Raw genomic sequence first — 26307 nt, forward strand, 5'->3', positions numbered from 1 at the left:
GGGGATTCCTAGGTGGTGCGAGTGGCGAGCGTGCGCGCGGTGCGCAGCAGGATGCGGGGGTGGGTCAGGGCGCGGGGGTGCCGGCGCATGTGCAGGACGTCCATGAAGGTGCGGTTGATCTCGGCGTCCACGATGGAGGCTTCGGTGACGCGGTCGGCGGCCCAGCGTAGGACGGAGTAGCCGAGCGGGTAGGGGCCGGTGACGTGCGGCTGTGCGAGATCGGCGGTGGTGGACAGCTGCCAGGCGGCGCTGACCACGGTGTTGGCGCGGCGGAAGTAGCCGGTCGCCGGGTGGTGTGGGCTCGTGCCGGAGCGCAGATACCGGTCGAGGGCCGCGGCCTGGAGGGCACTGAGGGTTAGTCCTTGCCCGTAGATGGGGTTGACCGAGACGAGCGCGTCGCCGGTCACGGCGAGGCCACCGGGCAGTCGGGGCAGTTCCAGGTAGTGGCGGCGGCGGCTGTCGCGGACGTGGAAGGCGGTGGGTTCGCCGTCCATGGTGCACAGGTCAGCGACCTGCTGGATGGGGGCCACGCAGCGGCGCATGCGGGTGAGGAAGGCGGAGGGGTCGCTGGTGGGCCGGTAGCCGGTGTAGCCGGCCAGGACGACGTTCCACCGGTCGTTCTCGACGGCGGTGAGGGCACCGGGCTCGCATACGGACGGCAGGTAGTTGCTGGCGGGTCCGGGAGTTGAGTGCGCGATGACGGTGTCGGGCAGTTCGTGGCCGCGGTGGAAGCGGGCGGTGGCGTAGCCGAGTTCGATGGGCATGCGCTCGACCCGTGGCGCCGGCCATCCTTCCTTCTCCAGCCACCGGCTCAGGCGGCTGGAGCGTCCCATCGCATCCACGGTGAAGTCGGCAGGCAGTTCGTCGCGGTGCCCCTCGGCCGTGACGTAGGAGATGGCGTCCACGCGGCCGGCGTTCACGCGCACCCCCGTCGACCGGTGTGGCAGGACCTTGATCCGGGGAAGGTCCAGGACACGTCGGCGTACATGGTCTTCGATGAATGTGCGGGTGGCGCCGATCATGCACATGTCGGGGACGGTGGGCTTGAGTTTGCCGTCGATGTAGAACTGGATCTGCTCTCCGCTGCCCAGGTGCGCGCCGGCCTTGGCCATCTCGTCGGTCAGGGCGGGGAAGAAGCGCTCCAGCTGTTCGTGGCCCATGGCCAGCAGGGCGTGCAGCTGATCGCGGTGCGGTACGCCGGAGCGGGTGGTGGGTGCCCGTTCACGGTCGGGTTCGAGAATGGTGACTTCGTCGGCGAAGTCGTGGAGAACCCGGGCTGCGAGCAGCCCTGCGAAAGATCCTCCGAGTACGACGGCCCGTCGCACGGGTGTCCCCCTTCGTGTGGGCCTGGCGGCCCGTTGGCTGCCTGGCATGATGCTTCCGCTCCATGGCAGAAAGTCCGGGTGCCCCTACCGATGCTCAGGAGTATCGCCGCGTGAGGGCGCTGTGGCTGTGAGGCCGGCCTCACGACGCTGGGCTGCGAGGTCCACGGCTTGGGCCACGAGCGGGTGGTTGAGGTAACGGGCGACCTGGACGAGGCGAGCGCGTTCGTCCTGAGCTTCGATATCTGCGCCCGGAAAATCCTGTGCGGTGCCGGTCGGCGCTGGCCTCGGCATGGTGTGCGCGGAAGTCTTGGTCCGGGATGCCTGGTAGCGCGCGACGGCGTCCCTCAGGATGGCCGCTGTCCTGATCGCCTCCAGGTCCTGCTCCGCGAGCGGTTCGTCCTGGGGGTCACTCAGGGCCTGGCCGACGTCGGCATCGGCCCAGGAACGCAGTTCGCGGATGCCGTCGAGGATCTCGATGATGCGCCGGTGCAATCCGAAGCGGACGTTGACCCACCGAGGCGGCTCGGCACTGGCCGGGCTGAAGGCGAACCGCTGGTCGACGTCGCGCACGACGAGGTTCCACAGCGGCTGCAGGAGCCGGATGTCGCGGCGTTCTTTGAGCCAGGCCGTCACGGCGGCTCCCGTCATGCCGTAGCAGGTGCCCAGACAGCCGAGGATGCCGAAGCCAGCACCGGCGACGCCGACTCCCTCCAGCTGCTGGTACCCGAATGCTGCGGCCGTGATGGCGGGTGCGGAGCAGATGACGTAGCCGAAGGTGACGAGCATGGACCCGCCGAACCACCGCATGGCGTGAGCGATCTTCGGGTCTTCCGGGGCGGTGCGCCGTACGCGCAGGAACGTGTTGAGCGTGCCGCAGGACAGGACGGTCAGCAGGATCGCCAGGAAGGCGAGTGCGGCCGGGTCGTTGGCTTGCTGCGTGTTGAACTTCAGCGGGTCTGCCGGGCCATCGAGCTTGGCGTGCAGAAAGGTGAGGGTCATCGCCGTAATTGCGGCTGCGTAGGCCGTACTCCAGGCGGCGACGAGCTGACGGATCCGGCGGCGTGGTGTCGTGCTCGCCGGAGTCCAGAGCAGGGTGAGGATGTGGGTGTCGGCGTAGCAGAGCAGGATGCCGACGTAGATCGGCAGCGTGGCTGCCCAGGGCTGGTTGAAGACGTCGCCGATGAAGCGGTAGCCAGCTGGTGATGCCATGGCGTAGACGAGGCCGCCGAGGAAGAAGGCGGCGGTCATCAGGGCGAGGGTGAGGCTGGGCTCGCGCAGGAAGGCGAGCCCTTTCCAGCCAGCGATCACCAGGAACACCGTCGCCATGAGCAGGTAGACGGCCGTGATGACCAGGTCAGACACCTGCCCTCCGGTGCGCGAAGGTTGACCTGAGGAAGTCCCCGGTGGAACCGCGCAAACTCAGGTGGCTCTCGAGCATGACGGTCGCGAAGATCTCGACGCGGCGCTCCTGCTGGTCGGCGTAGTGGGAGCGCATGAAGAACGCCGTGACCGCATCCGGCTTCAACCCGGGGAACAGCTCGCGGACGAGCTCCTCGGGCATGCGCTCGTGTGCTTCCCCGGGGCTCTGGATCCTTCGTTCTGGGTCATCCCAGAGAAGATGGCCGAGTTCATGCATCGTGGCGTGGAGCTGCGTCAGCTTGCTGGAATGCTCGTCCACAACGATGAAATCGAAGTCGCGGCTGGAGCCGCAGGCCGCACTGATCTGCGGGGGAAGCGGCTTGCTGAAGACACTGATGGGCTTCTGGCGGCGCTCGGACACAACCCTGACCAGGCCGTCGATGTCGCGGACCCCGGACAGACCCATGTCCCGGCGAATGGCCCGGCCGGTGCGCCGCCGCTCACGCTGGATCGCGAACTGCTCGAGCGTTCCGCTCCACCGGCTTCTCGGCTGCTGTCGTTCGTCGTGTCTGCCGCGCCGCGCCTCGCAGCCAGCAGCACCGTCGAATCGCGGCCCATCGATCCGCCCGCCCACCAGGTCCTCCTCGCCCCTCCTGCGGGTCTCACCCACAGACCCCATACAAGCATGCGTCCCATTTTTCCGTTGAGATTTTTTTCGCACCGCTGCTCCCGCTCCCCCGCGGTCCGACCCTCGAGCAGCAGAGGGTCAACCTTGCGCAATTTCATGATCACCTAGCGCCACGGACGGACTCACTATCTCCCTCGCTTTCGCGAAATAGCAACCAGTGGTGTCGACCAATGCGAACGTTCATCATTCAACCTTCTCGCCCCACGAGAATGACTCGGAGAATTTCAGGTGACGAGACAGATGTGGCCTTGACCTGCCCCGGTTCCGCAAATTCGGCCGAGATGAGTGTGAGAAAGATCCAAGGTCATACCTGCAGATGAGGGGCTCCTGGAGCCTGGCATAGCCTGTCGAGGCATCTCCCACCCCTTTGCACATGAAAGAGGCTCCCGTGCGCGCCATTACCATGAAGACTTTCGGCAGTCCGGACGTTCTGGAACTTACGGAAGAACCGGATCCAAAAGTCACCCCCGCGCGAACGCTGGTAAATGTCACCAGAGCAGGCGTGAACTATGCAGACATTCACGTCAGAAACGACACCTACCTCGCTCCCGTAGCAATGCCTTACATTCCAGGCAACGAAGTCGTCGGCGTGACCGAGGACGGACGCCGCATCGCCGGGCTCGTACAGGGCGGCGGCTACGCGCAGAAGGCAGCTGTCCGCAACAACCAGTGCTGGGAGATCCCCGACAGCATCGATGACGACCAGGCGATCGCCGTCGCCCTCCAAGGGAACACGGCCTACCATCTGCTCTTCTCCCAGCTGCAGATCCGGGCGAACGAGACCGTCCTGATCCCGGCCGCGGCCGGCGGCGTCGGCTCCCTCGCCGTGCAACTCGCCGCCGCGAACGGCACCAAGGTCGTCGCGATGGCGAGCACTGAAGAGAAGCGGCAACTCGCACTCGACCTAGGTGCCAAGGCCGTCGTCGACTCCTCCACCGAGGAGGACCTGGCCCAGCGCATCACCGCCGCTGCGCAGGAAGCCAACGGGAACCGCCGGGATGGCATCAACGCGGCCCTGGAGATGACCGGCGGCAGCACGTTCGCCACCACTCTCGACGTCATCCAGCGCAACGGACGTGTGGCCACGTTCGGCTACGCAAGCGGGGTTTGGCCGAGCCTGAAGACCGAGGACCTGCTGCAGACGCTGCTGAAGAAGTCGGTCACGCTCAGCGGCTTCTGGCTGCCGAACGTGGACGCCACCCATCAGGCGTTCTCCACGAAGTCGCTCTTCACCATGATCACGCAGGGCCAGCTGCAGATCATCAACGGAGGGACCTACGCCCTGAGCGACGCTGCCCAGGCGCACCGCGACCTGGCCGGCCGCACGGTGACCGGCAAACTCTCCCTCGACCCGTCCCAGTAGGATTCGACGGATCTTCATGTGCCGCGGAGTCGCGGCTCCGCAGCACATGACGCGCAAGGTGCTCCGGCGGGAGGAGCACCCCCACACAGGGAGCATGGTCAATGGCTGAACAGAGCAGCGTGGTGCGCGGAGTGACTGCTTCCGAGCGGGTCTTTCAGGTCCAACTCGCGTTCAAAGATCTCGGCCCGGGCGACCACGGCACAGGCGAGATAGCCCGGGCCGCAGGACTCAACGACGCTACCGTCAGCCGCATCCTCGCGGCCGGCGTGTACGAAGGCATCTTCCGCCGGGCGCAGGGCACGACGCGCGGCCGCTGGCAACTGGGGCAGGGCAGCGCGGCCATCGGCTTCAATGCCATTGACGACGCCTACAGCGCCCAGATGCCGACGGACAAGGTCAAAGCCGTCCTGACGAACCTGCATGACAAGACCGACAGCGGGCTGACGTTCCTCTACACCCGCGCCACGGGAGAGGTGCCCGGCCGCCAGTGCGTCGAGATGGGCGTCGGGGACTCCGACCTCGAAGAGCTCAACATGACCACAGCTGCGGTCCTTTCCGTCACCCGCTCCCTGCGCACAGGCGCCTCCGGGCGCACCATCTTGGCCTACCTCGGCGACAGCCTCGTGCAGCGTGTCATCGCGCAGGAGATCCCCCCGCATGTAGGCCCTGGCGTGATCAGGGACGACGCCGAGCTCATCGCCTCCCTGCAGACGATCCGGGATCGCGGATACGCGCTGGGCTACCAGGAATGCATGGCCGAGTGGCACAGCTGCGCAGCCCCTGTCTTCTGGGACGACACCATCACCGCGTCCGTGCTCCTGCTCAAGAAGGCCGAGCTCGGTGAGATCCCCGAGGCCTATGTCACCGCCACGGTGCGCGCCGCAGCCCAACTCAGCGGCCTGCGCGGCGGATGGCCCGGAGCCCTGCGCGACGAAGCCTGACATTCACGCGCCGACAGGGCCGAACGGATCGCTTCCGCTCGGCCCTTCGCTCTGCCGTCGACGGCAGCGAGCCCGCCCCTGCTGTAGAGGCGTGGTGAACTGCCCACCGAGCCGCCCGGTGTACGGGACGACGCACCCTTCGGACGCAATCGGCGGCCTGACTGACAGGCACGCGTACGGGCCCATCACGAGCGCGTGCCGCTCTACGGGCCCCATAGACCCCGTCGCTAGGCCACTCTCACCACATCCGCGGATTTGATCAGCTCGGGGACCCATGCCTTGGCCGAACTCAGCCGCAAATTGTGCCCCGCCACCTCCAGGGCCCGAAAGGCGCCGCCCTCGTCTCCGGCGTCACTGTGCTGCAGAAGGCCCTTGACCAGTCCAACAGGGGTCGTGTCTCCCTTGGCCGCCACCTCGAAGTGACCTGCCACCGCGGCCGGCTTCGCGTTCAAGCGGGCGAGCGCACCGGTGAACTGTGCACGAGCGCCGTAGCAGTTGGTGAGAATCAGGGCGGACACCGACCAGGAACGGGCGGGGAGGCCGTCGAGAAGGACGAAGGCGCCGTCGCTGCTGGGCCCGAGCCACGCCCCGTCGGTGTCGACGGCACCGTGCAGGTCCGCGATGACCAGTTCATCCTCCCCCAGCGCGGACAGTGCTGACACGAGGTCGGATGCCGTAGCGACCGGGACGTCCAGGCGCTCCCCGATCAGTCCGGCATCCCGGTAGTGGGCGAGCATGCCGTGCATCGCCCCCAGGTAGGGGCGCAAGCCACGGTCGGCAGTGCTGTAGATGTGGCGCACCGTCCACGGCGATTCGTACGACAAGGCACTCCCCAGTTTGTTTCGCACCGGCACGCGCCGGCGGGTGCGCGGCTCACCGGTCTGGTTCTCCGGCATCTTCCCCCGTCGGGCCGGGAGGAAGGGGCGGGTCGAGGTCCGACGCACGGTTCACGGCAGGCTCGCACAGGCTCATGGATCTTCGCGCGGAACTTCGTGCTGGGCCTCAAACGAAGGGCTGGCGATGTTCTCCTCGCATCAGGTCCTCCACTGGTTCGGGTAGATGAACCTGGCTCCGCACGGGCAGATCACATCAAGGTTCTCGCCTGGCTCGCCTTCAAGGGGCAGCCCCAGGTCCATGGTGCATGTCGGGCAGGCGACGTGCCGCAACTCCCACTGGTCATCACCAGTGGGACCTCGCAAAAGATGCAGCCCACCCCGTGCAGCCCGCGGTACGACCCGCCCCCAACACGGCCCTGCGATCGCACTTCCGGCCTCCGGAACACGGTTTACGGCGACGGCGTTGCCAGGGCTATTTCTGGCGATCTGGAACACTGACGCAGCGGAGACAGTCCGGCGCCGCCCGGGCGCCCGGAAGCACGGGCGATGGGACGGTGGCCGGGAGCTACCGCCGCCGCGCAGGCACCCCTTGCGGCGGCTCGTGTCACCGCGCCGGCCAGGCCGCGGGGCCGCTGTCGCCGGGAAGGTGAAGTTGATGGTTGGGGGCGAACGGCTTGTCGGTCGCTACGAGTTGCGCGAGGTCCTCGGCGCCGGCGGGATGGGTGTGGTCCACCGGGCCTTCGACAGGCGGCTGGGCCGCGAGGTCGCGGTCAAGGTCGTCGACCTGTCCTCCGCGTCCGAGGCGGAGCGGGTCCGGTTCGAACGAGAGGCCCTGGCGGTGGGGCGGCTGCGCAGCGAGCACGTGGTCACCGTGCACGACGTCGGCGAAGACGTCGTCAACGGTGTCCGCGTCGGGTTCCTGGTGATGGAACTGCTCGAGGGCGCGCCACTGAACTCCGTGCTGACGGCCGGGCTGCCGTCGGTGGAAGACGTGATCTCCTGGGGCCGGCAGATGGGCCGAGCCCTGCGTGACGCACACACCGCCGGAGTCGTCCACCGTGACGTGAAGCCGTCGAACGTGATCATCTCGCCGCAGGGCGCGGCCACGCTCGTCGACTTCGGCATCGCGCGCCTGAACACCGTCAGCTGCGAGACGCTCACCATGCCTGGCACCGTGGTGGGCACCCCCGCCTACATGGCGCCCGAGCGGCTCCGGGGAGAGGCGTCCGACGAGCGGTGCGATCTGTACGGGCTGGGCTGCGTGCTCTACGAACTACTCACCGGGCAGCCGCCGTTCGGCCGGGGAACGGTACGCGCCGAGGGGGCCGATCCGGTGCCGGTGCGCCGGATGCGTCCGGGTGTCCCGGTCGCCCTGGAGGACCTCGTGCTGGACCTGCTGCGGGCGGATCCGGCGAACCGCCCGGACGCGGTGGAGGCAGAACGGCGCCTGGCCGCGGTTCGCGCATCCCGCACCGCGGTGGCCGTTCGCACGGCACCGGTGACGGCGGTGTGGGATGCGCCGACCCGGACAGCGACCCGAGGCGCGGGAGGCGCCGTCGAGCCTGCAATGTCCTCTCCGTCCGTCACTCCCCCGGTGCCCGGCGCGACGCCCGAGGCGCGCGAATCGGTCGCGGGCCGGGCGGCGCTCGTCGGGGCGGCCGCACTGTGGGGGCAGCTCGTGCTGTTCACCGCGCTGCCCGGCTGGTGGGCAGCCGCGGTGGCCGCAGTGCTGGGAGGGGCCCTAGCGGTGTGCTGCGCGCCGCCGGCGCAGCCGCAGCTGCGGTCGGGCACAGTCCCCTTGGCGGCGATGTGTACGACGGGCGCCGTAAGCGTCTACCTGGTGGGATGGTCCCCGGTCCCGTGGTGGGGGGTGCTGACCGTGACCGTGCTGCTCTCCCCTGTCCTGGTAGAGGTAGGTGAGCTGGTCGGTATGGTCACGGCCCGTGTGACTGGCGATGGCGGGCTCCCGGAGGACGCCGGATCAGCGGCAGGGCTGGTGAACGCCGTGGCCGTGGTGATCATGCTTCTGCACGGGAGGCACCCTGTGGTCGTAGTTCTGGTCGGAGGAGTCGGCATATGGCTGGTGACTTCGCTCGCATCGGCAGTACCGCTGCGATCGGTGAGCAGGTGCACTGGCCGGCACCGCTAGGCGGCACGGCCCTCGTTGCGGCGGACCGCGTCGACCTCGACCTGGCAGAACCTGTAGCCCGCTAGGTGCCCACAACCATGCAGCTGACGTTCAATGCTCAACAAGTTCTGTCAGACGGCACGAGAGCGAGGTGCCGAGTCACCGAGAACGGCCCTCCAGATGGCCTGCAGACGCCACCGTCAGCTCCGGGCGGCCTCGGCCTCTTCCGGTCTCTCTCCGGCATCCAGCACGGGGTGGGACCGCCATGCCTCCTCCTGACGCATCGGCGACCCGAGGTAGCAGAACGGAGACCAGGTGCCGGCCAAGACCACTCCTGCCCCACCAACAGGCATGTTCACAGGAGTCCTTGACGCATCCGCATTGCCATACGTAACCCTCCGACGCCCCACGACTCGGGGGCTTCCCGGCGCATCCAGAACAGTCCGGCTCGACTCCTTCCGCTGCCATCGGGCCCCGGGTGTCGATCTCCCGTGATCCCTGAGCACTCGAGTCCCGCCGCCTGAAGAGAAGCGGACAAGCAACGTGCCTCCTGTGCCTGCGGGAGACGACAGCGCCCCGCCCGTCGCCGCTGGAAGGTTGTGCTGATGCTGTTCACGCTGAACGCCCGAAGTGACTGCGACGATCGCCAGGGGGACATCAGGCGTCGAGCTAGGCGGGACTGCCTAAAGGATCATGCACCCTGAACTTTGCCACCCGGGGGCTCCTGGGCGCTATTGAGGATGACGCCGATCACTAGCACGTCGAGCTCGTGGCGTAGGAGGAAGAGCCGCTCAAGGCCACCTGACACACGGACGACCGGATGCTCTGTTGCGCTCCATCACTGCGGCGAGATTCAGGAACTTCACGCCCGGTTGAAGCGTCCGAGATGAAGTGGATTGGCCCTTCAACGTTCAGCCAACTGATCAGCCTTCCATGGAGGAGATGGCCCCAACAGGTGAAAGCATCCGACTTCATTGTCCGCCGTTGGAACCCGATCTAGTCGCTTTGCTGGTGCCTCAGCCCCTCTCAACCGAGCATTCATACTCCCCAGTTGACTGAGGTCAGATCCATCAAAGTCCACACATTCGATCACGACCTGGAAATACATCTGCGCCGCCTTGATGCCTCAACTTGGACAGGCTAGGTCGGTCGCACCCTCTGCAACTGGGTCGCTCGTTAGCCAGATAGTCGCTCTCATAGCAGCGGGGGAATCGAGCGGTCTCACGGATCCATCTGACCGAGAGTGTGGGCGATGCGCGCTGTCATCTCCAGCTTGAGTATTAATCAAGGCGCGGAAGTCAGAGGACTCCTCGTCGACTGGCGAAACACCACACTGCATGTCTCGTCGGCTACTCCATGAACCTGAGTTGAGACCAGCAGCACTCGTTGAGGTTCATGGAGTCATCTAAGTGTCAGCCTGGTACCTACCTGATCCCGGATCACGAACGCAGCCCACTCCCCCGGCTCAGGACATTCTTCGGTCGACCAGCCTTGGCTGCAATCCACCCCTCTCCGCCCCTTTGGCGCCTAGCGGATCCCCAACCACCCGGCACACAGAGAGATCGATCCCATTGCCCGGGTTGGCGAGCTCTGCCCTGCTAGACTGGAACAAGAAAAGAGGCGCTGACCTGCACAAACAAACATCGCTCCAAACATGCCAGCAAGTGTGTGCGCACACCTCGACGAGTGCTTGAACAGCAGCAGATGCAGAGGGGTTGGTCACCACCTGTGGCCTACCGAGGATCCAAAGTTTGAGTAAGACGAGGAGCAGGGTGTGTATCACTACCGATCTGCGCACCTTAAGCACCGTAGGCTTCCAGATCAGTTTGCAAGCACGATAGGGGACTCGTCTAGGCACCTGACAGGTAGTCCATATCGGCACCTGCCCGGCAACCTAACCCCAGACCCGATTGCCTGCCAGCATGATGGCAGCAGGACAAATACGAGGCACCACCCAAGCCAAAGCCTGAGACGTAGCCAAAGTGCACACCCAGCCGATTGCCTGCATGGCAACACAAGCCACTATGCACACGCAGGCCCGCAGCCACACACGCCTTCAGGTCAGTGGCGGTGCTGGACACTGGACGCGACGGAGCACTCAACGATTTATGCCAGTGCCGACAAGCCCGCCTGCCGAACACCAAGTAGGAGCACGCATCTACATGTTGGCTTGCGTGGAAACTCTCCCGACGGTAGATGCGGCAACCTAACTGGCCGTCTACTCCGACACTCGCAGCAGTGCGCGCTCCGCAATACGCCGTCTGGCCTAACTGCTAGGTCGGGCGCATATCTGAATGAGTACTTGACGGAGTGCCAGCCCTCACGTGAGGTGTCAAATCCAAGCATCGACTTAAGAGACTGCCTAGTTGAGGGCCCAGATGCTAACTAACTCAAGTGCTAGCCGCGCAACCAAACGGCGAGTTCCGTCAGCCGCCCACCCCCAAGCCTGAACTAACACATGACATCCACCTCGACGCACTGCATGCACGTAGGTCAATGAGATTGCTAGGCCCTGTGCCCGACAGGAAGTCAGCCTCAAGGCTTAGGCGGAACTTTGACGTGGGGCCGAACTGCGGACCAGCCTCCAAGCGGAACGATTGGTGCCCCTGCCGACAGGCCGTGCTGCCGGTACAACGGTTTGAAGTTCGGCGTGCCCTTGCACCTGACCGCCGGTCTCCCTGCTAACCTAAGCGCCGACCCTGCCCCTTGCGTGCACCCAGGTGGAACGAACCATGGTTCAAAATGCACTGACACACACCCTGGTGCACGCACAGACTGCCGCTTGGCTTCAAGTCGTCAGCAACGCGACTGGACAACTCCCTAGCCAAACCTGGACCCTTACACGCTGCCAAACCGGAACCACGCGTCTGACGTGCCCGAAGGCGCTCCGGAACAGCGTTTTTGACGTCTTCAGGCCCTCCCTGGGGCTGTCCCGGCCTACTTCAGAGCGGAGAATCGTTCTGAGCGAAGCCCGGGCCGCAAAATGTGTGCGAATCGGACACCTCCCGCCCCATCGGCGGGCTTGAGATAGAGCGAGAGGACCCATGACTAGCCCCTTTGCTATGCCTGGCATCCAGGCGCAGCTACCAGCGATCCCTTGGGCATCGCTGAGTCACATCTTCATGATGGGCAACGGCAAAGGTGGCGTCGGGAAGACGTCAACCACGGCCAACGCCGGCGGCAAGGCCGCACGGAGCGGGTTGAAGACCCTCATCATCGACCTCAACGCGCAAGGGAATATCGCGCGAGAGCTCGGCTACAAGAAGGCTGAGTGGAACGACGGTGGCGCGGCGCTAAGCCAGGCTCTCAAGGATGGGACGCCTCTCATCCCTCGCGAGAACGTCCGCCCGAATCTCGACGTAGTCATCGGGGGACCGGAACTGGGCGACAAGTTCCTCATCCACTTCCACACCCTCATCGCCACCGAGGGGCCGCAGGTCTACCTGCGTCTGCTCATGTGTCTGCTACCCATCGTGCACCAGTACCAGATCGTGATCATCGACACTCCGCCAGAGAACCCTTCTCTCCAGCGCCTTGGTCTGTGTGCGTCTCGCTGGCTGGTGATTCCTGTCAAGAGCGATGGGGGAGCGGAGGACGGTCTGGCGCAGATCGGCAGCGAGTTCGCCTACGTTCGGTGGACGTCGAGCCTCAACCCCCATGTTGAGCTCCTAGGCGTTCTCCTGTTCGACACTGGCCGGAATTTCACGGGCATTCACAAGGACGTACGCAAGCAGGTTCAGCTCGTCCTCGGCGAGGACGCGCACATGTTCGCGAACATCGTCGGGCACACCGAGAAGGTCGCGCGCATCGTCCGCCAGCGAGGCCTGCTGATCTCCGAATTGAACGAGCGACGACAGGCTGGCGACAAGTCGATCCCTGAGGCCGTCGAGAGCGTGTACACCGATTACGAAGAGTTCACCGAGGAAATGTTCGGTCGGGCTCTTGAGCTTAGGAAGGAAGCAGAGCCGGCATGACGCCACCCAAGGAGAAGGAGAAAGAGAAGATCACCGATGGTGACGAAGCCGGGATGTCCGACGTAGGTGTCGGAGGACTGTTCAAGGGCCCCCAACAGGGCGGCGGCACCCCAGGTGCCCTCGCGGGATGGGCCCAACCTCAAGCCGCGGCGGCGCCCGTTCAGCAGGCGCACACACCAGCACCGGTACCTGCTCAGCCCTACGCCGTCGCCCAGCAGAGTGCACCCGAAGAACAGCTTCCCGAACTCAGCGACGCTGAGACGGCGAAGCCGGTTGGCTTCTATGTCTCCGCCACGGTTGCGAGCCGTCTCCGCAAGTTCCGTACTCAGCAGAACTTCAACAACACGGAGATCGTGCTGCTCGCGGCGGAGGCCGCTGCCGAGAAGGGGATCGCTGCCACCGTCACTGACGCCCGGCGTACCCCCAAGATCCAGTCGAAGCTGTTTCCTGTGGCACTTGACGATTCCGACCTGCGTGGCCTTGGTCCGGTGCAGCTTCAGTACAAGCCGACTCGAGCTCAGCGTCGGATCATCGACCAGCTCGTCGCCGAGTCCGGCCTTCCGGATCATACGAAGTTCGTCGCGATTGCCCTCGACCAGTACCTGCCGGGCAAGCGGGACAGCTGAAGGTGGTGAGCAGACGGGCGAGGCCGGCGGCGGCCTCGCCCGTCTGCTCACCTGGTAGCGCCGCCCACCGGATCCTGGGCGGCCAGATGGGGGAGTCGAGCCGCTGCTTGCAGCTTCTTGCCGCCTGTCTTGGATCCGCCGTGGCCTCGTCAGCAACAAGCTGTGTTCTGCCAGCGACGCGCCAGCCGTGGCACAAAGGTATCGACCTCCGGATCGTTCGCGCGAGCCGAACTTGACCCACGGCCTCGTTCCACTCGGCCTCTTGTTCGGCGACCACGTCGGCCAGCACTCGGCCGAAACGGGCGAGCATGCCCATGAAGATGCGATACAGACGGGCAGTCGCACTCTGATGGGCAATCAGGCAGTGGGCCCGATGCGATGAAGCGGACATATGACACGCCGAGACGTACGAGAAAGTTCGACGGCTCTAACCTGCGACGGTCCGACCAGGGGCGACACGCTTCACCTCATGCACGGAAATTCACCACGTGCAGCATCGTTCAGGAGTGTAGGGTGATCGCAAAACACGAACGGCCCCCAATGCTGGCCGGCAGGGGACCGTTCGTTTCTGGTTACTGACTTCGAGAGTAACGCGGAACGCAGGTCGCCACCCCGTGAACCAGGTCACTCTCGAAGGGGATAGGAGCATGGCGAACGGTGACGCAACAAGAACAAAAGGACGAAATGGTGGTCGAGTTGGGGCGAACGACTGACCGCTCAGGAGTCAGGTTCGCCGCGATCCCCGAATGGGTCCTCCGAGCATGCCGCAGTGAAGCCTGGCTCTACGGCTACATGACGCTGCTCGCGGACGATGCACGACACGGTCCACATCCCGCTGAAGCAGCTGGCGGCGGAGACCAACGTCTCAACCAGGACGCTCCAGAAGCACCTCAGCGCCCTCGGCGAGGCTGGAGCGCTGGAGATCCAGCCGCGGCACGACGCCACGGGTAATCGCCTGCCGAACCTGTACGTCCTGAACTGCTGCCCCGCCAACGGGTGAGGCCAAGTGAGCGAGCACGCAAAGCCCAAACGAGCCCCGAGGGATTTTTCAGGGGACTCCAGCTTCGAGCGAGGCCGTCGGCGCCGGTACCCCTTCTCTCAGCTCCCCGACTGGGTTCTGTTTGCCGACATCTCTCCTGGTGCCAAGACTCTCTACTGGGCCCTGTACGTCCACGTGAACCAGGAGCGCAAGGACGACACCGGCGATATGCGCGTCTGGCCTGGCCAGGACAAGCTTCTCTACATCTCCGGCATCAAATCCAAGACCACACTGCGCAAGTACCTGAAGGAGTTGCGCAAGATCGGTGCGGCGGACTGGCGAACGGGGCGTAACCCGTACAACCCGCTGCGCACCCAGACGGTCTATCGCGTCCACGAAGAACCCGAAGACCACTACACGGGTCCTGCCTCAATCACTGACGTCTACGACGCGTACAAGTCAGACGAGCAGGACTGATTCCCTCGGCAAGACCTGACCCCCGCGGCCGCTCCGGTCGCGGGGGTCTTTGCGTTGGTCGTCGGCGAGGAGAAGCATTCATGCAGGTCAGGTCCGAGTGTCATTTTTTGATCCTCCGGGGTGGACCCACTCCGGAGTGCCAGATTTTGATCCTCCGGAGTGCCAGATTCTGACCTTTGGGAAGGTCAATCCTTGGTACTCGGAGGGGCCAAAATCTGGTCCTCGCGGATGCCAGATTTTGGCCCCGAACAAGACGAAGTTCCAACTACACGAATACTCAACTCATACGAAGCTCAACCACACGAAGGTTGAACGATAGGAACTCGGTCCGCTACGCGGGCTCATCAACTGCTGGGGGCTAACGCCGCCCCCAGCCACCCCGCGCCAGCGCCTTGGATGCGCTGGACCATCCCCCGGTCATGGTTCTGCGCTTCGCGCACCACTCCAGGCCCTGGGGGCCTTCCGTTGAACCAAGCCCCCTGGATACCTGTGGTTGCTCACCGTCGTGGCTAAGGACCTACCTGAGGTAGTAACAGCAACCACAGTACGCGCGCGCGCACGTGCACGCGCGCGCGAGGACTCGCGGCTCCGAGCGATCCCCTACGCAGGGCGACCTTCGAAATGAGGCCTCGCAAGGCGCTGAGCTGCGCATAAGGAGTCGACGTGGGTGCTGCCATTGCCCTGGTAGATCAACGGTGGTGCATGACCAGGTTGCGGCCGACGTCGGGGGAGGCCAGGCCGACGGTAGGAGCGAAGATCCTGACGTGGATCGCGATGCCACCCACGTGATGCTGTCCTGGGCGACTCCCCAGATCCGCGGGCAGGACGATGCGCTGCTCGGTCGGTGCGACCTGGCAGGTGATGACGCCCGTCCACAGAAAGACCAGATACTCCGCCTCAGCTGTAAGCCTTCTCGAGAGCGCCGAGCAGCTAGCAACCGATCTGGACTGATCAGCCCTTACGCCGAGACCCTGGTCATCCCTCCGGGTGCTCTTGAGGCCGTTCTCCGCGTAGTCCCGCTGCGGAGCACTAAAGTTGCGTCCGCCCCGCGCCCGGTCTCACCCGAGGAGGATCCGATGAAACGCCGGTCACTCCTCGCCGCCGGTCTCGCTGTGCCGCTCACCGCACTCGACCGCTTCGACGACGCCCTGGCTCTGCTGCCCGCGCCCGCTGACGCGCCGACCCCGGCCAGGCTGAGGGGCCAGTACCGGGCGGCGCGCACCCTCTTCAACCGTGGCGCCCTCCCCGACCTTCTGGCAACCGCCGAGGCCTGTGCCACCGACGGGGTTGCTGCTGGCTACGCCCGCCTCGCCGCCTGCTACGACCTGGCCACCGAGACCCTGGCGAAAGTCGGCCGCTACAGCGCGAGCCGGATCACCGCCGACCGCTCCAACACCTACGCTCGCCTCTCCGGTGACGCACTCGCCGGTGCTGCCTCTGCCCGAGTCTTCAGCATCGTCCTGCGCCACCAGGACAGGGCAGCCACGGCGCAGCGCGTCACTCTCCACGCCGCAGCCCAGGTCGAGGCCACCGGCCTGACCACCCCCGCCCAAGCCGCAACGTTCGCGCAGATGCTGTGCACCGTCGCGTACGCCGCCGCCGAAGCCGGGGACCGCGACCGTGCCCTGGAGATGATCCGTGACGCCGAACGCGCCGCCGCCCTCCTGCCCGAACCTGCCGCCGGCCCGCAGCCCTTCGACGTCACCCCCCCGTCCGTCACCCTCTACAGGGTCGGAGTGCTGTGGTCGCTCGGCGATGCCGGAGCCGCCGTCCACGCCGGCCGGAACCTGCGCGCCGCCCAGTTCCCCACCGCCGAACGCCGCGGACGCCTCCATTCCGACCTCGCCCGCGCGTACTGGCGATGGGGCAAGCCTGAGCAGACCGCGCAGGCCCTGCTCGCCGCCCACCGCGCCGCGCCCTCCGAGGTCCGCGACCGGCCCAGCATCCGCGCCATCGTCACCGACCTCGCCCAGCGTCACCCCCACACCAGCGGCGTCCGCGAACTCGTCGCCACCGCCCGACTGCGCCCGGTGTCATGACAGCGACGGGCGATACCGCTCAGGCTCCGGCATCCGGACAGCCCATCACCCCGAGCCCGGACGTGCGCCGTCATCCGATGAACCGCCGGACGCTGCTGGCGGGCATGGCCGCCACCGCGGTATCTCCGTTCACGGCAAGCGGCACGTCGCAGCAGCACGGGACACCTGTCGGGGAGCTCTTGGTCACCGGGATCAGGGACGCGATGCTGAGCGGGGATCCTGGTATCGCGATGGTCTCATCGCTGGTCGACGGGCTGGACGCCGCCACTGCGCGTACGTTCACCGACTTCGACAACGGCCGCTATGCCGGCCTCGCCGTGCGGCTGCCCCGCCTCATCCGGGCCGGGCACGCGGCGACAGCCAGGAACGGCGATTCAGCCGACTACAACCGTCTGGCAGAGGCGTACTTGCTGGCTACCCGCATGCTGATCAAGGTCGGGGAGCAGGAGCTCGGCTGGATGGCTGCCGACCGTGCCCGCCGTCTCGCCCAGGCCGGGGGCGATGAACTCGCGGCCGCGGAATCGGCCCGCCAGCTTGCTGTACTCGTCCGTCGGGCGGGCCTGTACGACCAGGCCCTGACCATCGCCGTGACCGCCGCTGACACCTTGGCGCTCGGCCGGTCAGGACCCTCGCAGACTGCTGTGCGCGGCCTGCTCGTCCAGTCGGCCGCCTACACCGCCGCCAAGGCCGGCGACACTGCGGCGATGCGTGAACTGACGAGCGATGCCGAGGCCTTGGCCGCCGGACTCGGCGGCACCGCCCTCCGCGATCACAGCGGCGGCTTCAGCACGGCCACCGTCCGGCTCCACCTCATCTCCGCGGAGAACTCAGCGGGTGACCCCGCGGCGGCCCTCGCCGCAGCCAGGACCATCACGCCGCACCAACTGCCCAGTCCGGAGCGTCGCGCCCGCTACTACACCGACGTGGCCGCCGCCCTCGGCACAGGGAGGCGCCGCGCCGAATGCGTTCGCGCCCTTCTGGCTGCGGAACACCACGCCGGCGAGGACACCTACAGCCGTCCCGCGGTCCGTTCCCTCATTGCCAGCCTCCTTGTTTCGGGGCGCACCGCTTCCGACCTCCGCGGCCTGGCGGTCCGCGCCGGCGTCGCCGCGTGAACGCCGCCAACGACAGCTCTGCGCGCGGCGGACAGGCCGCGGCGGGTGACGGTGAGCGGCCGCCGGGGCTCACGGTCTGCTGGCTCGGCACGTCGATCATGGAACACCGGCAGGCCCATAGCCCGCGGTTGACCGATCCGGCGAACCTGCCCGAGGTGGGGGAGCGGGTCGTCGTCGAGGAGCACCTGTCCCGTGGATACGTCCACCGCGTCCACCTGGCCCTCCAACTCGCCCACCCGCACACCGCCATCGCCTGCGACAACCACGGCCAGGGGGGCGCCACCTCCCGTGACCTGGCGGCCGCGGCCCGGGCCCTTCCCGCGGCGTACGACCTGGCGGTGTTCGGCTGCGGCATCAACGACGTCTGGCGCTCCCACCAGGGAAGAACGACCGAGGCTGTGCCCATCGAGGAGTACGCCAGGAACTACACCACCACCCTGACGGCCCTCACCGATCGGGCGCGCCACGTCGTATGCGTCTCGGAGACCCCCTTCGGGCCAGTCGCCGGGCCGGAAGCCGTCGCCGCGATGAACCACGATCTCCACCACTACAACCAGGCCGCCGCCCACCGCGCGGCCGACGCCGGCGTGTCCTTCATCGACGTCTGGACCCCGTTCACCGAGACCGCCCGCGCGTTCTCCCACCACACGGGCGGGCAGGCGCCGACGCTGTGGCGCGACGGCGTCCACCTCTCCGACCTCGGCGCCACCCTCCTCGCGCAGCAGGTCGGGGCACATCTGCGCGAGCACCGCGTCATCGAGCAACTCCTCCCGGACACAGCCCACGGAAGGACGCGCGCGTGACCGACGGGGAGCCGACGGCCATGTACGCGCCGCCCGTCGACGAGAACGACCTGCGACGCCTCCTCTGCGCGCGGGACGAAGCTGCCCGCGCGCTGGGCGTAGCCGTCGCCGGTCCGCTGCGGTGGGGCTACCAGGGCCGCACCCTCGGACAGGCCGCCGAGCACCCGCTCCACCGCCGATGCTGGCTACGTGTCCAGTCCGCCCCCGCGGGCCGGGCCGGCGGGAAGCACTGGCTGGGCGCCGAGCAGTCGGCCTCGGCGTTCCCGACGGTCCGTCGCCCCGCCCTCCTCGCACTCCACGACCACACCACCGGCTCTGTCGCCTTCCGCGCCGAGCTCACCGAGTTCGTCACCGCTCCCGTGTGCTCGCCCGAGCCGGTACTCCGCGCCGAGCTCCGGCTTCCCGACGCCTGGTGGGCGAACCTGCGAACCGAGCTCACCACCATCGCGGCCACGCCGACCGGCCGGATCGCCGTCCGCCAGGAGTGGATCGACCGTGCGGTGCCCCAGTACACCGGCCGCCCCGCCCCCGCGATCACCCGCTGGACCACGGCTCACGGCGACCTCCACGCCGCCAACATCACCGGGGAGGGCCCGTGGCTGCTCGACTTCGAAGGATTCGGCCGCGCGCCCGCCGGCTACGACCCGGCCATGCTCTACGCCTACTCGCTCCTCGCCCCCGCGACCGCCGCCCGCATCCGCACCGAGTTCCCCGTGCTGGACAGCCCGACCGGGCAAACCGCCCTCGTAGTCGTCGCCGCGGAACTCCTGCAGTCCGCCTCCCGCGGGGACCACCCGGAACTTGCCCCCGCGCTCCAGGCCCTGGTCGCCTCCCTCGTCCTGTAGCTCACGGCCGGGAGAAGCAGGCTGGACTGACACGTCGCCCACGATGGCCCTGGACGGCTCTCGGAATCTGATTTTTCACAGCAGCCGGAAACGCCACGAGCATCCCAACCCCACTCCTACGGTGCACTCGTGACCCATTGCGATCCGGCGACGACCGCCGCACTCGACCAGCTTTCCGCCGCCCACCGCACGGTCAAGGACCTCGCCGTCCGCGCCATGGGACCCGGACACAGCGGCCCCCTGGCGGACCTCCCGGCCTGGTTCCAGAAAGCCCTGCTGGACGCCTACACGACGCCGGGCTTCACAGCGGGGCCGTGCACACACCTGGCCGCAGGCCGCGGGCCCCAGCCGGTGATGGTGTGGGCCGAGACACCGACCCGGGCCCGCTGCGCACCGTGCAACGAACGTGACCAGCACCGCCGGACCTGCGCCGAATGCGAACGCTCCGGCTCCGACAACTTCCGCGACTGGACCTTGCGCGGGGCGGAGATCGGCATCGGGATCCTGTTCACAGCACTGCGCTGCCCCGACTGCGCCGAAGGACGAGGAAGCACTCGGTAGCCCGACAGAAGCCAGTCCTCGTCGATGCGCGAGCAGTTCCCCAGTCAGTGCCCGCACCGACGGCCAAGCGGCCTCTCCCTGAGGTGCCTCCGCGCCGAGAGCACCGCGGCGCACGCAGGGCCTGGGGACAGGCAGAGCCGCCGGGGACGGGGGAGGGGAGCGGTGGGCGGGGCTCGATCCCGTCCGCTATCCACACGGTGACGGAGCCCGGCCGACAAGGCACGAGCCAACTCGCAGGACTTGGCGCCGGGGCGGGCCCTGTCGCCCGTCGGCGATCTCCGCAACCCCGCAGCGGCGATCTCGGCTGACGGCTTCGCCCGGACGAGAGGTCCGTCCATGCTCAGCATGTTGCGTAATTGGTTTTATCTCCGTAGAGTTATAGGGCGCTGAAGGGCCACTCATACCGCCCTCCCTGAACGACGCGTTCCCCGAACGGGCGGAGGCAGCAGCGCTGCGAGCTATCCGTGCTCGGGAGCTGCCAGATCCTCTGGAACGGCAGGCCTCGGGTTACGGCGATCTCGCCGAATGGCATCAACAAGAGGTTTTGAAATGGCTCGAATGATCACGCCGGCGCCACCCTTCACTCTGCAGAGCGCTGAGTTGACCCGGCACCCGGCCCGCACCGTTTTCGTCAACCGCATCGGGTCCGCCGTCGCTCTGCTCACCAGCAGCCTCGTTCTCGGGGGACTGGCCGCCGCGGTCACCACCATCGTCTACATGGTCATCTCCAAGACCGACGACTGGCACGACCTGTTGAACTGGTGGGACCCGAGGATGGCACTCGTCTGCCTGATCCCCGCCGCGATCTTCGCCTGGCGCTGGAACCGCATCAAGGTGGCCTGGCACTTTCGCGGCTACCACCTTGGCGACGAAGAACTCTACGTTCGGACCGGACTGCTGAACCGCAGCCTCACCGTCCTCGCCTACGCCCGCATCCAGGAGGTTGCCGTCCACTCCGGCCCCATCCAGCGCCACTACGAACTCGCAACCCTCACCGTGAGCAGCGCCAGCGGCAGCGAGCTCATCGAGGACCTCGATCCCCTGGTCGCACACGAACTGCGTGACAAGCTGACCGAGCTCGCCCGTGTGCGGAGGCTGCCGGTATGAGCCAGCCCATCGAAGGCCGCCTCCACCCGGTCACCCCGCTCCGGCGCAGCTGGGCCGTCCTCCTCGGGCTCGGCACCCTCGTTCACCAGCAGCACGACCTCTTCAGCGTCGGCACCACCGGTACCAAGGACAAGATCGACCTACCGCTGTGGGCGGCATGCGCCGGTGCAATCGCGGCCGTCGCGGCCGTCGTCGGCTGGTTCGCCGCCGCCTGGTGGCAGAGCCACTACAGCCTCGACGGTGATGTACTCGGCTACCGCAGCGGACTGGTGTTCAAGATCCGCCGCCAATGCGAACTCCACCATGTGCAGAGCGTCGACATCGTGCGCCCGTTCCTCGGAAGGCTCATCGGCGTCTGCACCCTGCGCGTCGTCATGTCGGGCACGACCATGACCCTCACGTACCTCACCCTCAACCAGGCGAGGTCCCTCAAGGCACGGATCCTGGCAGAGGACACGGCCGACGAACTCCTCTACCGGGTCAGCACACAGGACCTGGCCATCTCCCTCCTGCTCGACCTCGGCACCAACATCCGCTCACTCGTCCTGGCGATGTTCGGGCTCCTCCCGTTCATCCTCTCCGGCCAGCTCCTCGCCCTGTCGACGCTGATCGCCTTCGCCCCGAAGGTCTGGAGGCTCACCGGCAAGCGGCTCTTCGTCTACAGCGGCTGGTCCGTCACCCGCACCGCCGAAGGCTGCTACCGCACCGACTACGGGATGTTCGACACCCAGCAGTACACCTACCGATCACCTCGTGTCGCAGCCATCGAACTCCACCAGCCGCTCCTGTGGCGGCGATTCGACTGGGTCAAGATCAAGGTCGCCGTCGCCGGTTCCTCGGCCCCCGGCATCCTCATCCCCGTCTGCCCCAGGACCGTCGCCGAGAAGCTGGTGCTCCACCTCCTCGGCCCGGACGCCGTGACCCACTTGCAGGACCCGATCCCGGCACCCCGCGAGGCGAAATGGGCCACCCCCTTCCACAGGGCCCTCGGCTACCGCCTCGAACAGGGCTTCTTCACAACCTGGGACGGGCTCTTCCTCCGCAACCTCACCACGGTGTGCCCCACCGCGCGGATCCAGACCGTCTCCGTCGAACAGGGCCCCTGGCAACGCCGGCTCGGCCTGAACAGCGTCCACGCCCACATGGCAGGCGGTGAGAATGTAATCGCAGCACACCGCACCAACAGCGAGTCGGCGTGTCTCGCGCCCGACCTGTACGCCGCCTCACAACGGCACACCCAGGCCGCCCACCCCTGACGGGGAAGCCCCGTTCCCTCAACGGCCGACGACCGGGCACGCCCACCCCCTCGCACCCGCCCGTGTGGACATCAAGTCCCGCGGGCGGGTGCAGCTGTACGACGGGCCGGGCGCTCGGTCGAAACGACTCAGAGCGGCATGCGCGTCGGGAGCGCGACACGAACGTGATCTTGACCGTCTCCCCAACCTGGCCGTCCCGCTCCTGCCACCATTGGCCAGTGAGCCTCGTGACCGCCACCCTCGCCGACCACTGGCCTACGACCCTGCGCACCGAGCGACTCGTCCTACGGCCGGTGGACCGTAGGGACTTCCCCGTCGTGGAGGAGTTGCTTACTTCTCCGGCGGTCAGGCGACACCTGGGCGGCCCAGTCCCTGCTGAGCGCATTGCCGCACGCCAGCAGGGCTACGCCGCGATGACCGGATGCTTCGCCATCGCGCCAGCCGCCGGGGGCCAGGCAGCCGGCCTGGTCAGCATCGAGGCGGACAGCCGGCAGACAGGGCGGGCCGAGAACAGCTATCAACTACGCCCATCCGACTGGGGCCGCGGCCTGGGCCGGGAGGCGGTCGCCGCGGTGATCAGATGGTGGACCAGCGTCGCCCCGCAGACGACCGAAGTGATCGCGGTGACCCATGAGTCCAACACGGCCTCCAGGAAGCTGCTGGAGGCCGTGGGGATGGTCTTGGCTGACACCTTGGTCGAGTACGGCGCCCGCCAGAGCCTGTACACACTCGCGCGGCCCGGAACGACGGTCAATCGGCGGCCGCAGGAGCACCGTTCCGGGTCGTGAACCCACCCGCCACCGCGAGCCCGCATCGAAAATGCCCAGCACACGCGGCCAGCTCCGCCGCCTTGTTCGGCCGGGCGCCAGGCGGCGACGCGGGTTCGCGTGCGCTATCGCTTGCGCTTCGGCTTCCGCTTGGGCTGGACCCGCGTGCCCACGGGGCGAACCGAGGGCTTCGCCGCCTTCACCTGCGTGGCCGCGGCAGCCTGAAGTACCGTGAGGAGCTTCTTCTTGAGGCCCTGGCGCTGTTCAGGGGTGGTCGCGTCCGCCGGCGTCTCCAGGAGGTGGGTCTTGAGGACGGCGAGCATGTCCCACTCCCACGGACCACGCTGACGCGGGCCGGGGATGAGACGGACGTAGTCCTCGTCGTACAGCTCAGCGAGCAGCGCCAGGGCGTCGGCGTCGCTGATCTTGTTGACCTGTTCGCGGTCCGGGGCGCCGGTAGCGATGCTCTCCGCCTGACGGGCCTGTTGCAGCAGCATCAGCCGGATGTTCTCCAGCGTCGCCATGCGTCCGCCGGCCCCGCCGCACAGCCACGCCGCTGCTGCCGCTGCGATGACGAAGTCCACGGGGCCGCCGTCCTCACCACCGGAGAGGTCCATCGGCTCCGTGCCCGGGGGGAATTCGGCCAGCTTGGCCAGTGCCTCCGCGCGGTACTCCTCGGGCGTGAGCCGTTCGACGATGCCACGAGCACCTTCCGCCACCGCTTCGTTGGGCAGGGGCCCTCGCTCGTCGATGGCGGTGAAGGCGTCGTTGACGATCCGCAGGACCTCCTTGATGGCGAACTGGTAGCGGGGCATCGGGTATGGGGTGCGACCGGGATCGTCGTCCCAGGTGCCGATCCGCTCCACCAGGGCCGCGAATGTGTCCGGCGCCTCGTCGATCAGCGCGATGATGGCACGCATGGCCATGCCGCTCATGCGGCCCATCCGCTCCGCGATCGGTCGCGGAAGCTGGCCCATCAGATCGTTCACGTTTTCCGTCCCCTGTCGGCCTCGGCTGGCACGGGCCGACGCTATCAGCGGCCGGCCCGCTGCATCCCATGGATGACGGGATCGGTGATCTTGGGCTACTGCATGGGTTGTACGGCCTGGAGGATGACAGCGAGCGTTGTCCAGTCCACAACGTGGGGGCCGTCGGGGCGCAGGATGTCGGCGAGGCGGGCGACTTCGACGTGGGTGTGCTCGGTCTCGTCGGCGTTGCCGTGGCTGGTCGTGTCGGCCCGCAGTTGCTCGAGTTCGTGGGTGCTGAGTTCGACGGCATACGCGGTCTGGGTGTGGGCGGACAGGGTGCCGGCCGCCTGGCGGGTGCCGGCGAGGTGCAGTCGGGCCGGGGAGAGGGGCAGGCCGGTCTCCTCGGTGAACTCTGCCGCGGCCGTGTGCCGGGGGTCGCCGGGCTTGGCGCTGGATCCTCCGGGGACTTCGCGGATGTAGGCGTCCGGGGTGCGGGCGGGAGAGCGGAACTCGCGGACGAGCACGATCTCGGTGTCCTGCCAGCGGGGCGCGGGCCGGTAGGCCACGACGCTGGTCAGGTCGGGCCTACCCAGGACGACCTCGTTGTCCTTCACGCGGTCCTCGGCCGCGATGTGGATGCGGGCGGCATACGCCCACAGCAGGACGTGGGACCGGTGGGGGCCGACCCGGAAGGTCCAGGAGATCCGGCCGCCGAGAAGCGTGTTGCCGGCGTCCTCCTGGGCGGCGAGCCAGGCCCGGAAGGAAGGGGTTCGCCACAGTAGGAGCGGTACGTCGTGCTGTCCGGCGGTGCGAGGGGCGCCGGGGCCGATGCGTTCCAGGGCCAGGGCGATGGCCTGGGGCAGGGTCTCGGCGATGGGGACCTTGAGATCCTCTGCGATCCGGCGCAGACGTCGGCCGGCGGGGTCTGTGCCGTCGGGGCAGCCGAGGACGGATCGGCCGTCGTCCAGGTCGCCTTCGGGCCAGCCTTCGGCGGCCGGGCCGGACTGGGGGTGCCAGTGGATGATCTCGTCGGCGCGGGCGCGCTGGGTGCGGTCCCATTCCAGTCGGCTCGCGGCGTCCAGGTGCGGGGCGCCGCCGCGGGCGTGGGGGAGGAGCACGACGAGGGTGCCGGGCTGGCGCCACTGGAGGGTCGCTTCGTGGAGGGCCAGTCGGGACGACTCCGGATTGAGTGGGGCGCCGGTCAGGTAGAGGCTCGCGGTGTAGAACTCGGGCGGCTCTTCCCCGGCGTAGACGGGCTGCACGTCGCTGGGCGCGGTCACGGGCTCTCGATACTTCCTTCCGGTGCTCAGCGCCGCTCGCGAGCGGGATCGGCGCGGCCGGCGGTGGATCTGGTGACAGTGTTCCAGGGTGACCTCGCCGGTTGACGGTAGAGCTAGATATCGGATTTCCGGCTCATCCGTGCCTGCCGAGTGTCGGCAGCCCACCCGAGACCGTTCGAACACTGCGTCCGCGCCGGGTTGACCGCTTGGTCATTAGCAGTTGACGGGCCATTGCGCTCCACTGCCCTGCCTCGTCTTGGTCCCCTGCGGCTCTCCGCTCCCGGCCGGCCGCGAGCATGGCCGCCCGGGTCTTCCCGTACAGCGGGTCCGCTATCGAGGGCACCGCTCCGCTGATCCGGACCCCGCCTTCCACGCCCCGCCGGCAGAGCACCAGACGTCTGTCCGCTCCCTCCGCCAGGCGCACGGCGTACAGACCCGCACGGCTGTTGCCGAGCGAGATCTTCCCGAGTTGTATGAGGAGTTCCGGGTCGCACGGCAGCAAGACTTGATCGGCTTGGGTGTCGCGAGCGGGAGCTAGTGACACAAGGTCGAGCAGCTCACCATCCCGTCGAACCCACATGCCGAGGGTGGGCCATGCAACGGCGGGGTCGAGAGCGGGGTGGGGTGCCGTCGCGTCCATACGCTGTTCTCCTGGGTCTTGGGGTCTCGTGGATGACCGGTCACGGCGCATTCGGCGGTCGGCCGAGCCAGAAGGCGGCGACGGAGGGCTGGTCAATGCCAGTGGTGGAGCCGTCGTGGGGCAGGAATTCGGTCGGGGCGACGTACCCGTCGTCTGGTTCGAGGCGGATGCGCAGGCAGCGCAGCGGGTGTCCTGCGGCGACGTATTGGCGTACGTCGTCGGTGTGGGGG

The 26307-nt window shown here is 67.4% G+C and carries 21 protein-coding genes; 15 read left to right on the forward strand and 6 right to left on the reverse strand.

Features of this window, described 5'->3' with window-relative positions:
- Nucleotides 1-8: 8 nt before the first annotated feature.
- The 3 genes from OIU81_RS40385 to OIU81_RS40395 form a co-directional block, all read right to left on the reverse strand.
- Nucleotides 9-1325, reverse strand: coding sequence for an FAD-dependent oxidoreductase (locus tag OIU81_RS40385; protein ID WP_329155859.1), 1317 nt, complete (start codon nucleotides 1323-1325; stop codon nucleotides 9-11).
- A gap of 84 nt (nucleotides 1326-1409) precedes the next feature.
- Nucleotides 1410-2687 carry an MAB_1171c family putative transporter gene (locus tag OIU81_RS40390; RefSeq protein WP_329155861.1) on the reverse strand — a complete coding sequence of 426 codons (1278 nt, stop codon included), beginning with the start codon at nucleotides 2685-2687 and terminating at the stop codon, nucleotides 1410-1412.
- Entirely contained in the window at nucleotides 2680-3318 is a 639-nt protein-coding gene (locus OIU81_RS40395) for a hypothetical protein (RefSeq protein ID WP_329155863.1), read from the reverse strand. The genes OIU81_RS40390 and OIU81_RS40395 overlap by 8 nt, the downstream gene beginning before the upstream one ends.
- A 457-nt stretch (nucleotides 3319-3775) precedes the next feature.
- On the opposite strand from OIU81_RS40395, the gene OIU81_RS40400 reads away from it, so the two are divergent.
- Together OIU81_RS40400 and OIU81_RS40405 are read left to right on the forward strand one after the other, a co-directional pair.
- A complete protein-coding gene (locus OIU81_RS40400; RefSeq protein WP_329156300.1) occupies nucleotides 3776-4735 on the forward strand; it encodes a quinone oxidoreductase family protein in 960 nt (319 codons plus the stop codon).
- 101 nt (nucleotides 4736-4836) lie between these two features.
- Complete coding sequence (locus OIU81_RS40405; RefSeq protein ID WP_329155864.1) at nucleotides 4837-5676, forward strand: IclR family transcriptional regulator domain-containing protein; 840 nt, start codon at nucleotides 4837-4839, stop codon at nucleotides 5674-5676.
- A 227-nt stretch (nucleotides 5677-5903) separates the two neighbouring features.
- Here OIU81_RS40405 and OIU81_RS40410 read toward each other — a convergent pair whose 3' ends face one another.
- Nucleotides 5904-6500: a hypothetical protein gene (locus tag OIU81_RS40410; protein ID WP_329155865.1), complete on the reverse strand. Its 597-nt coding sequence runs from the start codon at nucleotides 6498-6500 to the stop codon at nucleotides 5904-5906.
- A 667-nt stretch (nucleotides 6501-7167) separates the two neighbouring features.
- On the opposite strand from OIU81_RS40410, the gene OIU81_RS40415 reads away from it, so the two are divergent.
- From OIU81_RS40415 to OIU81_RS40475, 13 genes are all read left to right on the forward strand, one after another.
- Nucleotides 7168-8661, forward strand: a complete 1494-nt coding sequence (locus OIU81_RS40415) for a serine/threonine-protein kinase (protein ID WP_329155866.1) — start codon at nucleotides 7168-7170, stop codon at nucleotides 8659-8661.
- A 3041-nt stretch (nucleotides 8662-11702) separates the two neighbouring features.
- Nucleotides 11703-12614 (forward strand): ParA family protein, encoded by a 912-nt coding sequence (locus OIU81_RS40420; protein WP_329155867.1) that lies wholly within the window; start codon nucleotides 11703-11705, stop codon nucleotides 12612-12614.
- On the forward strand, nucleotides 12611-13240 hold the full coding sequence (locus OIU81_RS40425; RefSeq protein ID WP_329155868.1) for a hypothetical protein: 630 nt from the start codon (nucleotides 12611-12613) through the stop codon (nucleotides 13238-13240). The genes OIU81_RS40420 and OIU81_RS40425 overlap by 4 nt, the downstream gene beginning before the upstream one ends.
- A gap of 811 nt (nucleotides 13241-14051) precedes the next feature.
- Nucleotides 14052-14240 carry an HTH domain-containing protein gene (locus tag OIU81_RS40430; RefSeq protein ID WP_329332096.1) on the forward strand — a complete coding sequence of 63 codons (189 nt, stop codon included), beginning with the start codon at nucleotides 14052-14054 and terminating at the stop codon, nucleotides 14238-14240.
- Nucleotides 14241-14246: 6 nt separating this feature from the next.
- Nucleotides 14247-14696, forward strand: a complete 450-nt coding sequence (locus OIU81_RS40435) for a hypothetical protein (protein ID WP_329332098.1) — start codon at nucleotides 14247-14249, stop codon at nucleotides 14694-14696.
- Between the two features lie 1076 nt (nucleotides 14697-15772).
- Entirely contained in the window at nucleotides 15773-16735 is a 963-nt protein-coding gene (locus OIU81_RS40440; RefSeq protein ID WP_329155872.1) for a transcriptional regulator, read from the forward strand.
- Between the two features lie 77 nt (nucleotides 16736-16812).
- Entirely contained in the window at nucleotides 16813-17850 is a 1038-nt protein-coding gene (locus tag OIU81_RS40445) for an XRE family transcriptional regulator (protein ID WP_329155874.1), read from the forward strand.
- Nucleotides 17847-18653, forward strand: coding sequence for an SGNH/GDSL hydrolase family protein (locus OIU81_RS40450; RefSeq protein ID WP_329155875.1), 807 nt, complete (start codon nucleotides 17847-17849; stop codon nucleotides 18651-18653). Before OIU81_RS40445 ends, OIU81_RS40450 begins: the two co-directional genes overlap by 4 nt.
- On the forward strand, nucleotides 18650-19498 hold the full coding sequence (locus OIU81_RS40455; protein WP_329155876.1) for a phosphotransferase: 849 nt from the start codon (nucleotides 18650-18652) through the stop codon (nucleotides 19496-19498). Before OIU81_RS40450 ends, OIU81_RS40455 begins: the two co-directional genes overlap by 4 nt.
- A gap of 129 nt (nucleotides 19499-19627) precedes the next feature.
- Nucleotides 19628-20059: a hypothetical protein gene (locus OIU81_RS40460; protein WP_329155877.1), complete on the forward strand. Its 432-nt coding sequence runs from the start codon at nucleotides 19628-19630 to the stop codon at nucleotides 20057-20059.
- Nucleotides 20060-20608: 549 nt separating this feature from the next.
- A complete protein-coding gene (locus OIU81_RS40465) occupies nucleotides 20609-21166 on the forward strand; it encodes a PH domain-containing protein (RefSeq protein ID WP_329155878.1) in 558 nt (185 codons plus the stop codon).
- On the forward strand, nucleotides 21163-22422 hold the full coding sequence (locus OIU81_RS40470; protein WP_329155879.1) for a PH domain-containing protein: 1260 nt from the start codon (nucleotides 21163-21165) through the stop codon (nucleotides 22420-22422). The genes OIU81_RS40465 and OIU81_RS40470 overlap by 4 nt, the downstream gene beginning before the upstream one ends.
- Nucleotides 22423-22640: 218 nt before the next feature.
- Nucleotides 22641-23210: a GNAT family N-acetyltransferase gene (locus OIU81_RS40475; protein ID WP_329155881.1), complete on the forward strand. Its 570-nt coding sequence runs from the start codon at nucleotides 22641-22643 to the stop codon at nucleotides 23208-23210.
- Nucleotides 23211-23314: 104 nt separating this feature from the next.
- Here OIU81_RS40475 and OIU81_RS40480 read toward each other — a convergent pair whose 3' ends face one another.
- Nucleotides 23315-24178, reverse strand: a complete 864-nt coding sequence (locus OIU81_RS40480) for a hypothetical protein (protein ID WP_329155883.1) — start codon at nucleotides 24176-24178, stop codon at nucleotides 23315-23317.
- Between the two features lie 95 nt (nucleotides 24179-24273).
- The gene (locus OIU81_RS40485; RefSeq protein WP_329155885.1) at nucleotides 24274-25437 is read right to left on the reverse strand and encodes an NUDIX hydrolase; all 1164 of its coding nucleotides are present in this window, start codon (nucleotides 25435-25437) and stop codon (nucleotides 24274-24276) included.
- Between the last annotated feature and the right edge of the window lie 870 nt (nucleotides 25438-26307).

This window comes from Streptomyces sp. NBC_01454, assembly GCF_036227565.1.
GTDB lineage: Bacteria > Actinomycetota > Actinomycetes > Streptomycetales > Streptomycetaceae > Streptomyces.